This is a genomic window from Cupriavidus laharis, assembly GCF_914271435.1.
GTDB classification, from domain to species: Bacteria; Pseudomonadota; Gammaproteobacteria; order Burkholderiales; family Burkholderiaceae; genus Cupriavidus; species Cupriavidus laharis.
This window is the reverse complement of the sequence record NZ_CAJZAI010000001.1, coordinates 700,721-714,422: the sequence shown is the minus strand read 5'-3', so window position 1 is coordinate 714,422 and position 13,702 is coordinate 700,721. Positions and strand designations below refer to the sequence as shown.

The 13,702-nt window shown below is 65.9% G+C and carries 13 protein-coding genes; 6 read left to right on the top strand and 7 right to left on the bottom strand.

Going from position 1 to position 13,702, the window contains the following annotated elements:
• Positions 1 to 10: 10 nt before the first annotated feature.
• Positions 11 to 655 (bottom strand): BON domain-containing protein, encoded by a 645-nt coding sequence (locus tag LDO29_RS03265; RefSeq protein WP_224078345.1) that lies wholly within the window; start codon positions 653 to 655, stop codon positions 11 to 13.
• A 125-nt stretch (positions 656 to 780) separates the two neighbouring features.
• Positions 781 to 1,203, bottom strand: a complete 423-nt coding sequence (locus LDO29_RS03260; RefSeq protein WP_224078344.1) for an Hsp20/alpha crystallin family protein — start codon at positions 1,201 to 1,203, stop codon at positions 781 to 783.
• Positions 1,204 to 1,454: 251 nt separating this feature from the next.
• Here LDO29_RS03260 and LDO29_RS03255 point away from each other — a divergent pair, with 251 nt between their 5' ends.
• The 3 genes from LDO29_RS03255 (at position 1,455) to LDO29_RS03245 (ending at position 4,282) form a co-directional block, all read left to right on the top strand.
• Positions 1,455 to 1,859 (top strand): response regulator, encoded by a 405-nt coding sequence (locus LDO29_RS03255; RefSeq protein WP_224078343.1) that lies wholly within the window; start codon positions 1,455 to 1,457, stop codon positions 1,857 to 1,859.
• 61 nt (positions 1,860 to 1,920) lie between these two features.
• Entirely contained in the window at positions 1,921 to 2,706 is a 786-nt protein-coding gene (gene fnr, locus LDO29_RS03250) for a fumarate/nitrate reduction transcriptional regulator Fnr (RefSeq protein WP_224078342.1), read from the top strand.
• Positions 2,707 to 2,746: 40 nt separating this feature from the next.
• Positions 2,747 to 4,282 carry a thymidine phosphorylase family protein gene (locus LDO29_RS03245; RefSeq protein ID WP_224078341.1) on the top strand — a complete coding sequence of 512 codons (1,536 nt, stop codon included), beginning with the start codon at positions 2,747 to 2,749 and terminating at the stop codon, positions 4,280 to 4,282.
• Between the two features lie 53 nt (positions 4,283 to 4,335).
• On the opposite strand, the gene LDO29_RS03240 is transcribed toward LDO29_RS03245, so the two are convergent.
• The 5 genes from LDO29_RS03240 to LDO29_RS03220 form a co-directional block, all read right to left on the bottom strand.
• Positions 4,336 to 4,983, bottom strand: a complete 648-nt coding sequence (locus LDO29_RS03240; protein WP_224078340.1) for a response regulator — start codon at positions 4,981 to 4,983, stop codon at positions 4,336 to 4,338.
• A gap of 1 nt (position 4,984) precedes the next feature.
• Positions 4,985 to 6,520 carry a PAS domain-containing sensor histidine kinase gene (locus LDO29_RS03235; RefSeq protein WP_224078339.1) on the bottom strand — a complete coding sequence of 512 codons (1,536 nt, stop codon included), beginning with the start codon at positions 6,518 to 6,520 and terminating at the stop codon, positions 4,985 to 4,987.
• A 141-nt stretch (positions 6,521 to 6,661) separates the two neighbouring features.
• Complete coding sequence (gene mgtA / locus LDO29_RS03230; RefSeq protein WP_224078338.1) at positions 6,662 to 9,364, bottom strand: magnesium-translocating P-type ATPase; 2,703 nt, start codon at positions 9,362 to 9,364, stop codon at positions 6,662 to 6,664.
• Between the two features lie 21 nt (positions 9,365 to 9,385).
• The gene (locus tag LDO29_RS03225) at positions 9,386 to 9,841 is read right to left on the bottom strand and encodes a universal stress protein (protein WP_224078337.1); all 456 of its coding nucleotides are present in this window, start codon (positions 9,839 to 9,841) and stop codon (positions 9,386 to 9,388) included.
• A 27-nt stretch (positions 9,842 to 9,868) separates the two neighbouring features.
• The gene (locus tag LDO29_RS03220; protein ID WP_224078336.1) at positions 9,869 to 10,399 is read right to left on the bottom strand and encodes a flavodoxin family protein; all 531 of its coding nucleotides are present in this window, start codon (positions 10,397 to 10,399) and stop codon (positions 9,869 to 9,871) included.
• Positions 10,400 to 10,633: 234 nt separating this feature from the next.
• On the opposite strand from LDO29_RS03220, the gene LDO29_RS03215 reads away from it, so the two are divergent.
• The 3 genes from LDO29_RS03215 to LDO29_RS03205 are packed head-to-tail and all read left to right on the top strand — an operon-like array spanning position 10,634 to position 13,651.
• Positions 10,634 to 11,122 (top strand): hypothetical protein, encoded by a 489-nt coding sequence (locus LDO29_RS03215; protein WP_224078335.1) that lies wholly within the window; start codon positions 10,634 to 10,636, stop codon positions 11,120 to 11,122.
• 40 nt (positions 11,123 to 11,162) lie between these two features.
• Positions 11,163 to 11,873, top strand: a complete 711-nt coding sequence (gene phbB, locus LDO29_RS03210) for an acetoacetyl-CoA reductase (RefSeq protein WP_253074103.1) — start codon at positions 11,163 to 11,165, stop codon at positions 11,871 to 11,873.
• On the top strand, positions 11,870 to 13,651 hold the full coding sequence (locus tag LDO29_RS03205; RefSeq protein WP_224078333.1) for a PHA/PHB synthase family protein: 1,782 nt from the start codon (positions 11,870 to 11,872) through the stop codon (positions 13,649 to 13,651). Before phbB ends, LDO29_RS03205 begins: the two co-directional genes overlap by 4 nt.
• The last annotated feature ends 51 nt before the right edge of the window (positions 13,652 to 13,702 follow it).

The following is a 13,702-nucleotide window of genomic DNA, read 5'->3' as shown; positions in this document are numbered from 1 at the left end:
CCTCCTCCCTTCAACCGAGCTCCAGGTTGTCCACCACGGCGCCGACGCCGGGTGCGGACCATGCCGCGCCAACCGCCGCCAGCCGCTCGGCGCGCGTACCCACGTGGCCGCTCAGCGTTACCGTGCCATCCTTCATCGAGATGCTGATGTGCCTCGCTTCACGTTCCGCGTGCCGGCGCAATGCCGCTTCGATCCGCTCCACCACGTCGGCGGGCGCCACGCGTGCATGCATCTTGATGAGGTTGGTCACGCCCGTCACGCCGCGCAGATGGGAGACGGTACGTTCGGCCACCTTGCGCTGGTAGCCCCACTCCACTTCGCCGGCCAGGGTTATCCACCCTTTCTCCACGCGCAGCTTGACGGCATCCGGCGGCAGGTGGACATGCCATTGCAGCGCGTCGCGCGCGGCATTGGCGATGGCTTCGTCGCTGGGCACGCTCGCGGGCCTCACCTCCAGGTTCACCACGACTCCCCTTACCCCGGACACCTTCTCGGCAGCGCGCTCCGCGGCGAGCTTCTCGGCATAGCTGGGCAGATGGCCGCTGAGCGTGACCACGCCTTCGTTGACCTCGACGCCGATTGCGGCGGCGTCGAGCGACGGGTCCCAGTCCAGCTCGTCGAGGACTTCCTTCTTGAGTTGAAGATCAGTTTTCATGGCTTCGATCTCACGACAGGCCGTACCGGCACCAAAGTGCAGGTAAGCGGGATGTGGACCGGTTCACGCGAACAAATCTCGTCGATTCTCATTACCGCACTCCTTTCGGCTGTCGGATGGCAGCCTTACTTCACCGCGATCCGCTGCTGTGGCGAGGTTTCCTTCTTGGGCAGGACCACGCGCAGTACGCCATTGGTGTAGCTCGCGTCGACCTTGCTCTCGTCGATGCTGGCGTCCAGCGTGAAGGCACGCTGCATCGAACCGCTGTAGCGCTCGCGCCGGATCAGGCGTTCGCCTTCCTTCTGTTCCGAGGACTTCTCCACTTTTGCCGCAATCATCACGGTGCCGCGGTCAACGGAAACATCGATGTCTTCCTTCTTCACGCCAGGCAGTTCCGCCGTCAGCGTATAAGCGGTATCCGACTCCGACACGTCGACCTTGAATGCCAGGCCGGTATCCGCTGCGCCCCGGAATGAGCGCAGCATGCCTTGCAACATGTCGTTGATAGGTTCGACGGAAAAGGGTTCGAAGTGCCTGAGGCTGGTCATGGTGATCTCCTTGCAAAGCTGGAACAACAGAACCGGAAACACCGGCTGTTTCCAGATTGGCAGTTGCGCGCGGCCGGCGTTTGTCCTGCATCAAGGCAGGTGCATCGGCGCGTGCACCGCCTGGCCCACATGGCTTGCGGGTGTCCGGGCATCAGGCCGTCAGGTAAACCTGACAACACCGGCCCGAAGCCTGACGCGAGTCTCAGCACAGCCTGATATCGGAATGCGCGCCCGGCGACAATACTGGGCACATGAGCCACCGCACCCAGGTCCACGGCCTTACCGTCTACCTTCTCGAGCATGCGAGTTCCATCAGGACGCGGCAGCAGCGCCTGGTAAGCGGGGTTGCCGGCTTGCAGGTCGTTGGAACCGGTACGGATGCCGAAACCGACCTGCCGGCAATCGAGGCGCTTCACCCGGACGTGGTGCTGGTCGGGCTGCGCAGCGGACAGCCCCTGTGGCAGGTCCGGCTGCTGGCGGCGACCTTGCCGGGGAGCATCGTGATCGTGCTCACCAATAGCGGGTCCCCGCAGATGAGAAGGGCCTGCCTGATGGCCGGCGGGAGCTACTGCTTCGACAAGACGCTGGAAGTCGACGACCTGCGCGCTGTCCTGCTGAAGATCGCAGGTACAACCCGGCAAGGCATTGAACCATAGGAGTATGGGCGTAGCGGGGCCGGCAAACGTGGTCCTGCTTGCACCTCATCTGGAGAATACGATGTTCGGAACCACCGATTCGCCTCTGATGGATTTGCCTCAGGATGACACCCGCGCCCCCGCCAGCCGTCCTGTCCGATTCTCCGCCGAAAAGGCGGCGACGCCGTCGGCGCAGTGTTCCTCCTGCATGCTCAGGCACATCTGCATGGCATCCAACCTGGATGATTCCGATGTCGCGCGGCTGAACAATGTCGTGCGCAACTGGCGAATGGTCAAGCAAGGCCAGGCGCTGTACCGGGCCGGCGACCCCTTCCAGAGCATTTATGCGGTCCGCTCCGGTTCGTTCAAGACGGTACTTTCGCACCAGAGCGGCCGGGAGTATGTCTCCGGCTTCTTCCTGTCCGGCGAAACGATCGGCCTGGACGGCATCTCCACGGAGGCCCATGCATGCGATGCCATCGCGCTGGAAGACAGCGCCGTCTGCGTGATCCCGTTCCACCTGCTGGAAGCGCTGTGCCGGGAAGTCAGATCGCTGCAGCAGCAGGTCCACAAGATGATGAGCGCCGAGATCGTCCGCGAGACCGGCCAGATGATGCTGCTCAGCAACCTCACCGCCGAACAGCGCGTGGCGGCGTTCCTGCTCAATATCTCGGCCCGCCTGCAGCGCAGGGGCTTTTCGCCGACCTCCTTCACGCTGCGCATGACGCGGGAGGACATCGGCAGCTACCTTGGCATGACGCTGGAAACCGCGAGCCGGACATTGTCCCGCTTCCAGCAGGAAGGACTGATCCGCGTCCAGGGCAAGCAGATCGACCTGCTGGATCTCGAGGCTCTCGACATGCGCTGAACGCGTACAGCGGGAATCGATAGGGCAATGGATGGGGACAATGGCCAATGACCTGCCGTACGCCGTCGATGAAGGCCGCGGCCCGGAGCCGCTGGTCTTCAAGCCGCTCGGCATCGACACCTGGCAGGAGCATGTGATCTACCTGCACCCGGACTGCACGGTGTGCCGCGCGGAGGGCTTTGCGGCGCAGGCGCGGGTCCAGGTGCAGATCGGCGACAGGACCATTATTGCCACGCTGAACCTGGTTGGCTCGCCGCTGCTGGAAACGGCGGAAGCCAGCCTGTCATCCAGCGCCGCACAGGCGCTCGCCGCGCGTGCCGGCGATATCGTCGGGGTCAGCCACGCGCCCGCGCTCGAATCGGTACGCGCATTGCGGGCAAAGATCTATGGCCGCCGGCTGGAGAGCGCCCAGATCGAGTCCATCGTGCAGGATATTTCGGCCGGCAGATATGCCGATGTGTACATCTCGGCGTTCCTTGCCGCATGCGCCGACGGCCGCATGAACGTGCGGGAAACCGTGGACCTGACGCGCGCCATGGTGAACTCCGGCGAAAGGCTGGTCTGGGACAAGGCCATCATTGCCGACAAGCATTGCGTCGGCGGGCTGCCCGGCAACCGCACCAGCCCGATTGTCGTGGCCATTGCGGCAGCGGGCGGCCTGGTCCTGCCCAAGACCTCTTCCCGGGCCATCACGTCCCCGGCCGGTACCGCCGACACGATGGAAACGTTGACCTGCGTGGCGCTGGAAGCGGCCGAGCTGCGGCACGTCGTCGAGCGTGTCGGGGCATCGCTGGTCTGGGGTGGCGCGCTGAACCTGAGCCCGGCCGACGATATCCTGATCCGCGTCGAGCGCGCCCTGGATATCGACAGCGACGCGCAGCTGGTCGCCTCCATCCTGTCAAAGAAGATCGCGGCCGGCTCCACCCACATCCTGATCGACGTACCTGTAGGCCCCACCGCCAAGATCCGCGAGGACAGGGACCTGGAGCGGCTCGAAACCGCCATGCGGCACGTGGCGCAGGTATTCGGGCTGCACATCCTGATGGTACGGACGGACGGTGCACAGCCGGTCGGCAAAGGCATCGGCCCGGCGCTGGAGGCGCGCGACGTCCTGGCGGTCCTGGAGCGGTCGGTATCGGCGCCGCCCGACCTGCGCGAACGTTCGGTGATGCTGGCGGGCGCCCTGCTCGAATTCTGCGGGGCAGCACCGCAGGGCCAGGGCGAGAGGACCGCCGGCCAGCTGCTCGACAGCGGCGCGGCATGGCGCAAGTTCCAGGCGATCTGCGAAGCGCAGGGCGGCTTGCGCATCCCGGGCGAGGCGATCTTCCGGCGCGATATCGTCGCGCCGCATGCAGGCAAGGTCACGGCCATCGATAACCGCCACATTGCCCGCACCGCAAAGCTGGCTGGCGCGCCGAGACGGAACGTGGCGGGCATCGAGATGCACGTGCGGGTCAACGACGAAGTCCGTGCCGGGCAACCGCTGTTCACCATCCATGCCCAAGCCTCCGGGGAACTGGACTACTCCGCCAGCTATGCGCTGGCGCACCCGGCCATCTGCATCGCGCCATACTGAGAACGTGCCACATCACGCATCGGCGACAGGAATCGCCGAACCGCCCGCGCGCCTCAGATGTCTTCTTCCTCGTCGAACAGGTGGTTGCGCATGGCGTAGCGCAGCAACGCGGCTTCGCTTGGCATCTGCATCTTCTCCATCAGCCGCATCTTGTACGTGCTGACGGTCTTGGCGCTCACGCACAGTGCCGCCGCGATGCTCGTGAGCGGCTCGCCCAGCACCAGGCGCCGGTAGACTTCCAGCTCCCGGTCGGACAGGCGCAGGTGCGGCGCCTCGCCCTGAGGGTCCTGCAGGCTCGTCGCCAGCTTGCCCGCGATCGACTGGCTGACGTAGGTGCCGCCGCTGGCTACCTGCCCGATCGCGGAAACCAGCTCGGTCGCGGCGCTTTCCTTGGTCAGGTAGCCGGCGGCGCCGGCCTGGAACGCGCGTACGACGTATTGCTGTTCCGCGTGCATGGTCAGCACCAGGATGCGCAGCGCGGGCTGCTCGACCCGCAGCAGGCGGATCAGTTCCAGGCCGCTGCGGCCTGGCATCGACAAGTCGAGCAGCAGCACCTGTGGCGCGCAGTCGCGCACCAGCTTGAGTACCTGCGTGCCGTCCGCGGCTTCGCCCACCACTTCGAACTTGCCGGCACGCTCGAGGATGTGCTTGAGCCCGTCGCGCACGACAGCGTGGTCATCGGCAATGAGTATGCGCGTCATCTCAGACTCCCTTTGCGTGCGGAATCTGCACAGTCAGGCAGAACCCCTTGCCGGGCCTGCTGTCGACCGTGACGGAGCCGCCTAGCAGGCGCGCCCGCTCGCGGATGCCCAGCAGTCCCAGCGACCTGCGCGGCCCGCTCCCCGCAGGCTTCTTGTCCCAGCCGACGCCGTTGTCCTGCACGCGCAGCTCGATCCGGCCATCCGCCTGGGCAAGGTGAACTTCCACGGCGGTGGCATCGGCATGCCGGACAACATTGCTGAGGGCCTCCTGCACGATGCGGAACATGGCGATTGCCGTCTGCTCGGGAACGTCGGCATCCGCGCCGTCCACCGACACCGGCAATCCATAGCGGCTCGAAAAGTCGGTAGCCAGCCATTCGATGGCCGTCAGCATGCCAAGCTCGTCCAGCAAGGCAGGCCGGAGATCGCTGGCGATGCGGCGAACCGACGCAACCGTATCGTCGATGACGCCATTCATGGCCGCGATGTCGCCGAGAATGCCTTCGGCGCCCCGGCCTTCCTCGATATCGGCGCCGAGCATGGCCAGGTCCATCTTCAGCGCGCTCAGCCGCTGGCCCAGATCGTCATGGAGTTCGCGCGCGATGCGGCGCTTCTCCTCTTCGCGCGTGGCGAGGATGCTGTCCGAAAGCTGCTGCAGCTCTTCCCGCGAGCGGCGCAGCGCCTCTTCGGCGCGCACACGCTCGGTGATATCGCGAAGCATCACGGTGTAGAGCTTCGTGCCACCGTCGCTGGCCTGGGAAATGGAAGCCTCGATGGGAAACTCGCTGCCGTCGCGGCGCATCGCATAGAGCGCCCGCTGCCGTCCCATTTGCCGGTCGGACACGCCGGTGATGCCAAACCTGCGCACATGCTCCTCATGGACCGTGCGGAAACGCTCGGGGATGAAATCGTTGAGGTGCCGGCCGATCGCCTGTTCGGCCGGCCACGCGAACAGCGTTTCCGCCATGGGATTGAACAGGATGACGCGCTGGGCACTGTCCACGGAAATGATGGCTTCCATGGAGGAGCGGATGATCCCCGCAAGCCGCGCCTCGCTTTCCTTCAGGCGTTGGAGACTGTCCCGCATGGCTTCCTCGGTGCGCACCCTTTCGGTAATGTCGCGCAGCATGACAGTGTAGAACCTGGAACCGCGGCAGCTCGCCTGCGAGATCGAGGCCTCGATCATGAATTCGCTGCCGTCCCGGCGCATCGCATGGAGTGGGCGCTGGCTGCCCATCTGCCGGTCCGATACGCCTGTGGCCCCAAAGCGGCGCACATGCCGCGCATGGGCCTCCCGAAAGCGCTCGGGAATGAAATCCCCGAGCGGGCGGCCGATCGCCTGCGCGGCCGTCCACCCGAACAGGGTTTCTGCCATCGGATTGAACAGCACGACGCGCTGCTCGCTGTCGACGGTAATGATGGCCTCCATGGAAGAGCGGATGATCCCCCCCAACTGCGCCTGGCTCTTAGGCGCGCGGCGGAAAGTGCGGCTTGCGGCGTGTCGCACCCCGCGCATCCGGATCGAATAGGGGGTCATGCCCTTGACCATGTCTGGTGCCCCGACCGCACATCACGGCAATTGAATGGTACTAGAGACAATATAAGAAGACCCGGGGCCGACTTCAACAGGCGACAACCGGTTTTCGCACAGGAACAACGGCAACTGGCGGGAACGCGCTCAGTCCAGCTCCAGGTACCCTGCAAGCAAGCTTCGGACCATAAAGGTTAGCAGCAGATACCCGGCCAGGATCGGCACCAGCATCATCCACAAGGATGAGGGCGGCTCATGCAAATGGAGTATCCGGGCAAGCGGCGAATACGGAAGCCAGGCACCGAGCAGGCAGATGGCCGCCGTCGCCGCCAGCAACGGCGTGCTGGCCCGGCTCCCCACAAACGGGATCCGGCTTGTCCGGATGATGTGGACGACCAGCGTCTGGGACAGCAGGGACTCCAGGAACCAGCCGGTCTGGAACAGCGGCGCGCCGGCCGGCGTGGACGCGCCGAGCCACCAGTAGAGCCCGGCGAACGTCAGGTAGTCGAAGAGGGAACTGACGGGGCCAAGGCACAGGATATAGCGGCGGACCTTGCCGACCTCCCATCGGCGGGGCCGCAGGAGTGCCATGTCATCCACGTTGTCGGTGGGCAAGGCGGTTTGCGAGATGTCATAGAGCAGGTTGTTGGTCAGCAGCTGGATCGGCGCCATCGGGAGGAAGGGAAGCCAGGCGCTGGCGCCCAGCACGCTGAAAATATTCCCGAAGTTGGAACTGGCGCCCATGCGCAGGTACTTGAGCAGGTTGACGAACACGCGCCGGCCTTCCATCACGCCGTCGTGCAGGACCGTGAGGCTCTTCTCCAGCAGGATCACGCCGGCGGATTCCTTGGCGATGTCCGCGGCGTTGTCGACCGAGATGCCGACATCGGCGGCCTTGAGCGCCGGCCCGTCGTTGATGCCGTCGCCGAGCACGCCAACCACCCTGCCCTGTGCGCGCAATGTCTGCACCAGCGCCTCCTTGTGGGCGGGGCTAAGCCTGGCAAACAGAGCGTTCTCCCGTGCCGTTTTCGCAAATTCATCGGGCGTCAACTTGTCCAGTTCGCTCCCCAGCACCACGCGGCCGGCCGGCAGGCCCACCATGCGGCACACCTTGCTGGTAATGCGGGGGCTGTCGCCGGTCAGGATCTTGACCTCGATGCCGCTCTGGCGCAGTGCCGCCAGGGCGGCGGCAGCGCTTTCCTTGGGCGGGTCGATGAAGGCGATATAGCCGATCAGCTCCAGCCCGGCTTCATCGGCAACCCCGTACGCATGCGCCGGGCTCGCGGGCGGCAGGCGCTTGCAGGCAATGGCAATCACGCGGTAGCCGTCTTCGTTCAGCCGCTCGCTCTGGTGCATCAGCCCTGCCCGGTGGCCCGCATCGAGCATGACAACCGTCTCGCCGGCCCGGCCGGTCCGCGCCGTGGTACAGGCATCGAAGACCTCCTCCACGGCCCCCTTGCAGATCAGCAGACGCTGGACCGGCCCGGACCCATTGCTCTCCACCACCACCGACATCCGCCGCCGCGTGAAATCGAACGGCACCTCGTCGATCAGGCGCCACCTGTCCCCGATCCGCATGCGCTCGCCCACGTCCTCGTGCTCCAGCACCGCGACGTCCAGCAGGTTGCGCAACCCCGACTGGAAATAGCTGTTCAGGTAGGCCAGTTCCAGCACCCGCCCGCTTTCCCGGCCATTCAGGTCCAGGTGATGCTTCAGGATCACCCGGTCCTGGGTCAGCGTTCCGGTCTTGTCCGTGCACAGCACATCCATCGCGCCAAGGTTCTGGATGGCGTTGAGGCGCTTGACGATGACCTTGCGCCGCGACATCACCAGCGCACCCTTGGCCAGGTTGACCGTGACCAGCATGGGCAGCATCTCGGGCGTCAGGCCAACGCCGACGGCCACGGCAAACAGCAGCGCCTCGAACCAGTCGCCCTTGGTCAGGCCGTTGATGACGAATACCAGCGGCGCCATCACGACGATGATGCCGAGCATCAGCCGGCTGATGCGACCCAGTCCTTCCTCGAAGACCGTTGGCGGTTCTTGCGCGGCGACGGCGCGGGCAATGTGGCCGAACACGGCGTTGCGGCCGGTCAGCACCACGAGTGCGGTGGCCGTGCCGCTGACCACGGCGGTTCCCATCAGGGCCAGGTTGGGAATGTCTCCGGTGGTCTCCGCGCGCGCGCCGTCCACGGCAAACTTTTCCACCGGCATGGATTCGCCGGTGAGCGCCGCCTGGTTGACGAACAGGTCCTTGGCCGTCAGCAGCCGCACGTCCGCCGGGACGAGGTCTCCGGCGGCAAGGTGGATGACATCGCCGGGCACGAGTTCGGCGATCGGGATGTCGGCAGTTTCCGGCGGCATCCCGGGGGCCGGCCTGCGCCGCACGGCGATGACGGTGTGCACCATCGCGCGCAAGGCGGCCGCGGCACGGCCCGACCGGTGCTCCTGCAACGTGGCCAGCATCACGCTCAGCACCACCATGCAGGAAATGACCGATGCCGCCTGCCAGTCGTGAATCAGCCCCGACAAGGCCGCCAGGCCCATCAGCATCAGATTCAGCGGATTGCGCAGCCGCCCGAGCAGGTCCGGGATGAACCGGTGCGGGCGCTCGGTCGCGACCTGGTTGGTGCCGTACTGGCGCCTGCGCGCCTCCACTTCAGGCGCAGGCAGCCCTTGCGCACTGGAAGACAGGGCGGCCAGTGCCTCGGCCTGGCTGCCCGCCGCGGCCTGGGCCAGCAATGGCGGAATGCCGTGCTCGCGGGACCGGCCTGCCGGTCCGCCCGCGGCACCCCCACCGGGCGCCTGCGCCTTCAGGCCCGCGCCTGCTGCAAGCTGCCCGGCTTCCATGAATGCCGCCGGCCCGTCGGTTCAGGTTTCTTCCGGGGCCCTGACCAGCAACACCGGAACCGGACACAGGCGCACCAGGCTCTCTGCCACGCTTCCGAGCAGCAGGCGGCGCATGCCATGGCGCCCATGCGTGCCGATCACGACAAGCTGCGCACCGCTGCTTTCGACAAGCTGCCGGATCTGGTGAGCGATGTCGCCGAGTGCGAGGATCTCGTCGACCATGACAGTCTTGCAACTCACATGCCCGGCCTTTGCCTTTTCCCGGGCCTGGGCCAGCAGTTCCTCCCCGCCCTTGATCAGGCCCGCGCGCAGGTCTGTCAGGTCGACGTATCCCATGTCGTATTTCAGGTAGCCGTTGTCGATGACATGGACGACCTGCAGCTCGGCACCGCAGGTGGCCGCCAACCCGATCGCCTGGTCCAGCGCCAGGTCGCTGCAGTGGCTGCCGTCGACCGCCACGAGAATCTTTTTGTACATAAATCCTCTCTATCAAGGTTCAAGAATTCAGGCTTCGTTCGACGAAATCCACGCCGGCCGCCCAGTAGGGGCCGGCTCCGTCTGCCGCGTGCGCAGCGCTCTGGCAAACGCCGCCAGCGATGCCGCAGCCTCGCCGCTTTGCACGTCCGCCTGGCGCACCACCAGAGCGGGCTCCGGGGTCTTCCGGGTCAGCCTGGCAATGTCATCCTCCGCCCTGAAGCCGCCACGGGCCGCCATGACGCATATCGCGGACACGGCGCCGGGAAACGGCGCATTGTCCTGGATGAATCCGCGCATCGGCGCGGCCAGCCGGCCGAGCCAGACCGGCGCGATGACCACCACGTGCCGGCAGCCGGCAGGCCTCGGCCCCTCGTAGCGGTATGCCGGCTTGCGATGAAGCAGCATATCCAGCACACAACGCAGGTCGCCGGACAATCCGGCCCTGGGTGTCTCGTCCCGGACTTCCGCCAGCGTCCAGCCAGTGTGCGCCGCCACGGTCTCGGCGACTTGCCTGGCCGTTCCGGTCCGGGAGTAGTAGACGATCAGGTTTTCGGTCATGAGTGCCTCCTCGTCCCGGCGCAGGCCGCCCCGGGACTCTGCTTCGATGGTAGAAGGCAATCGCGGAGCACTCTTGACGCATGTCAATCCGGCAGACCGTGACGGGAACGTGACAGGAACGCTTCCCGCCCGCTTCCGCCAACGCCTGGCGCGTTGATGTGCATCAAACGATCATGGCAACTCTGCCCTAGGATTAGCCAGATACTTTCACGTGGCACTCATAGGAGACGCAGCATGTCGCAACCTACTGACCCGACGTTCGAATTCATCCGCAGTGGACACCAGGCGGCGCTGCGCGTGCTGATCCTGATGGAGGAAGCGCGCCAGGCAACGCTGAAGCTGCAGGTCAAGGCGCTGGAGGACGACATCAAAGGGGCGCGCCGCATCCTGGCCGCCATGTCGGAGGCGCCCGACTGGAACACGTTCCATGGCATGCCGACCAAGCTGCTGGCCGAGCAGGTGGAGCGCAATGCGGATTTCGCCCGCGCGGCGGGAAAGCTTTCCATCGAACTGGGAACCGGCCTGTTCGAACAGTTCCGGGCCGGCACGGAACAGTGGGCGGAATTACAGCGCAATGCCCTCAGCGCAGGAAGCGGCTACGTGCCGCCGCTGGCCGAATCCGTGAAAGGCATGTTCGACAACGTCAGCCAGGCCATGATGTGGCCGGGCCTCAAGACTGCCGACCCCGCAGCTGCCACCACCACCACCACCACTGGGAGCTGATGCCGTGTCCGATCAGAAAGTCGCTCTCGTCACGGGCGGGATGGGCGGGCTCGGCGAAGCCATCGCCATCCGGCTGCATGCCGACGGCATGCGGGTGGCCGTCACCCACTCCATGCACAACGACCACGTTGCCAGCTGGCTCGAGCGCCAACAGCAAGCCTGTCGCCAGTTCCTGGCGTTTCCGGTCGACGTGGCGGACTTCGACGCCTGCCAGCGCTGCGCCGCGCAGGTTCTGGCCGAAACCGGCCAGGTCGATATCCTGGTGAACAACGCGGGCATCACCCGCGACAAGACGCTTCGGCGCATGGACAAGGCAGACTGGGACGCGGTGCTGCGCACCGACCTCGACTCGGTATTCAACATGACGCGCCCGCTGTGCGAAGGCATGGCAGCACGGGGCTGGGGCCGCATCATCAATATTTCATCGGTGAACGGATCGAAGGGCGCCTTTGGCCAGACCAACTACGCCGCGGCAAAGGCCGGCATGCACGGGTTCACGAAGGCGCTGGCGCTGGAACTGGCAAGCAAGGGCGTCACCGTCAATACGGTATCGCCGGGGTATCTCGCCACGCGTATGGTGACCAGCATGCCGGCCGATATCCTGGAAAAGCATGTGCTTCCGCAGATACCGGTGGGCCGGCTCGGCCGGCCAGAGGAAGTGGCGGCGCTGGTCTCCTACCTCTGTTCGCCGGAGAGCGCGTTCGTCACCGGCGCGAACTTCCCGATCAACGGCGGCCAGCATCTCCAATGAAAGTGAAAGCGAACGAAGGTTTCCTGACGGCACCCGCCGGCGGCACGGCGGCAGAATGCCCTCCGTACACGGATGAGCCGGACTACCGGTACTACGACAGGCAGGTACGCGCGGCACTGGCGCGCGTCACCGGCGGCATCTCGCTGATCTCGCTCGGGCTGGCCGGGGTGGACTGGGGCCTCCAGACGGCGCTCGCGCCGGGCAAGCTCGCCCACGCGGCTGTGGACTGGGCGCGCGGGTGGCTGGATGACACTGTACGCTGGCTGCCGCTCTCCGACGCACCGCCCGCCATCCCGTCCACCGAATCGCGATTCGCCGACGAGGGCTGGCAGGCGTGGCCGTATCGCTGCTGGCGCGATGCGTTCCTGCGCAACGAGGCCTTCTGGCAGTCGCTGACCAGCGATGTGGACGGCTTGTCCCGCCACCACCAGCGCGTGGCGGCCTTCTGCATGCGGCAGTGGACCGACATGTGCTCGCCCGGGAACGTCTGGTGGATGAACCCGGCGGTGGTGCGCGAAACGCAGCGTACGTGCGGCACGAACTTCGTCCAGGGCACCCGCCACTGGGCCGAGGATTTCGCGGATATGGCCGCGAACCTGCCCGGCGCCGACCCGCGGCCGCGGCAGCTTGCCTACATGCCGGGAAAGGATGTGGCGATCACGCCCGGCAAGGTCGTGTTCCGCAACGCGCTGCTGGAGCTGATCCAGTACACACCGTCCACGGAAGCGGTCTGGAAGGAGCCCGTGCTGATCGTGCCTTCGTGGATCATGAAGTACTACATCCTGGACCTCCAGCCGCATGACTCGCTGGTCCGCTACCTGGTCGAGCAGGGCCACACGGTATTCATGATCTCGTGGAAAAACCCCGGAGACGAGGCGCGCGACCGCGGCTTGCATGATTACCTTCATGACGGCATCCTGGCCGCCCTGTATGCGGCCCAGGCGCGCTGCGAAGGCGCGTGCGTCCATGTGGCCGGCTATTGCCTGGGCGGCACCTTGCTGGCGATCTGCGCAGCCAAGCTGGCGCGCGACACCGATGGCGATCCGCTCGCCTCCGTCACATTCTTCGCGACGGAAACCGACTTTACCGAACCCGGCGAGCTCGGCCTGTTCATCGACAAGAGCGCCGTCGCCACGCTGGATGCGCTGATGTGGAGCCAGGGCTATCTGGATGGCCCGCAGATGACTTCCGCGTTCCAGATGCTCAACGCCCGCGACCTGATCTGGTCCCGGATGATGAGCGAATACCTGCTTGGACAGCGGCTGCGCGCCAACGACCTCATCTCGTGGAACCGGGATATCACCCGGCTGCCCTATCGCCTGCATTCCGAATGCCTTCACAAGCTGTTCCTGGCGAATGAACTCGCCGAAGGAAAGCTCTGCGTCGGCGGCCGGCCGGTCGCCCTGTCGGACCTGAACCGGCCGATCTTCATGGTCGGAACCGAGCATGATCACGTTTCGCCGTGGCGGTCCGTCTACAAGCTCCATCTGCTCACGCGGACGGCGCTGACGTTCCTGCTCACGTCCGGCGGACACAACGCCGGCATTGTCTCGGAACCCGACCATCCGCGCCGGCGCTATCGGTTCACGACGCGCAAGCCGGGCGATCCCTACTTGAGCCCCGAGCGCTTCCTGACCCACGCGGAATACCATGAAGGGTCATGGTGGCCGGCATGGAGCCACTGGCTCGCCGACCGGTCGTCGGCAAAATGCCAGCCGCGCGATCCGGCGCCTGGCGCCGTGTGCGATGCGCCGGGCCGGTATGTCATGGAACCCTGAGGGAAGCCGCGCTCCTGCAAGCGTGGCTGGATTCGGCGGAGCTGCGGGTAC

Coding starts and splice junctions, on each gene's coding strand:
- phbB (WP_253074103.1), top strand. CDS start 11,163: ATGGGCGGGCTCGGCGAAGCCATCGCCATCCGGCTGCATGCCGACGGC.
- LDO29_RS03240 (WP_224078340.1), bottom strand. CDS start 4,983: ATGACGCGCATACTCATTGCCGATGACCACGCTGTCGTGCGCGACGGG.
- LDO29_RS03225 (WP_224078337.1), bottom strand. CDS start 9,841: ATGTACAAAAAGATTCTCGTGGCGGTCGACGGCAGCCACTGCAGCGAC.
- LDO29_RS03235 (WP_224078339.1), bottom strand. CDS start 6,520: ATGACCCCCTATTCGATCCGGATGCGCGGGGTGCGACACGCCGCAAGC.
- LDO29_RS03220 (WP_224078336.1), bottom strand. CDS start 10,399: ATGACCGAAAACCTGATCGTCTACTACTCCCGGACCGGAACGGCCAGG.
- mgtA (WP_224078338.1), bottom strand. CDS start 9,364: ATGGAAGCCGGGCAGCTTGCAGCAGGCGCGGGCCTGAAGGCGCAGGCG.
- LDO29_RS03205 (WP_224078333.1), top strand. CDS start 11,870: ATGAAAGTGAAAGCGAACGAAGGTTTCCTGACGGCACCCGCCGGCGGC.
- LDO29_RS03265 (WP_224078345.1), bottom strand. CDS start 655: ATGAAAACTGATCTTCAACTCAAGAAGGAAGTCCTCGACGAGCTGGAC.
- fnr (WP_224078342.1), top strand. CDS start 1,921: ATGTTCGGAACCACCGATTCGCCTCTGATGGATTTGCCTCAGGATGAC.
- LDO29_RS03255 (WP_224078343.1), top strand. CDS start 1,455: ATGAGCCACCGCACCCAGGTCCACGGCCTTACCGTCTACCTTCTCGAG.
- LDO29_RS03215 (WP_224078335.1), top strand. CDS start 10,634: ATGTCGCAACCTACTGACCCGACGTTCGAATTCATCCGCAGTGGACAC.
- LDO29_RS03260 (WP_224078344.1), bottom strand. CDS start 1,203: ATGACCAGCCTCAGGCACTTCGAACCCTTTTCCGTCGAACCTATCAAC.
- LDO29_RS03245 (WP_224078341.1), top strand. CDS start 2,747: ATGGCCAATGACCTGCCGTACGCCGTCGATGAAGGCCGCGGCCCGGAG.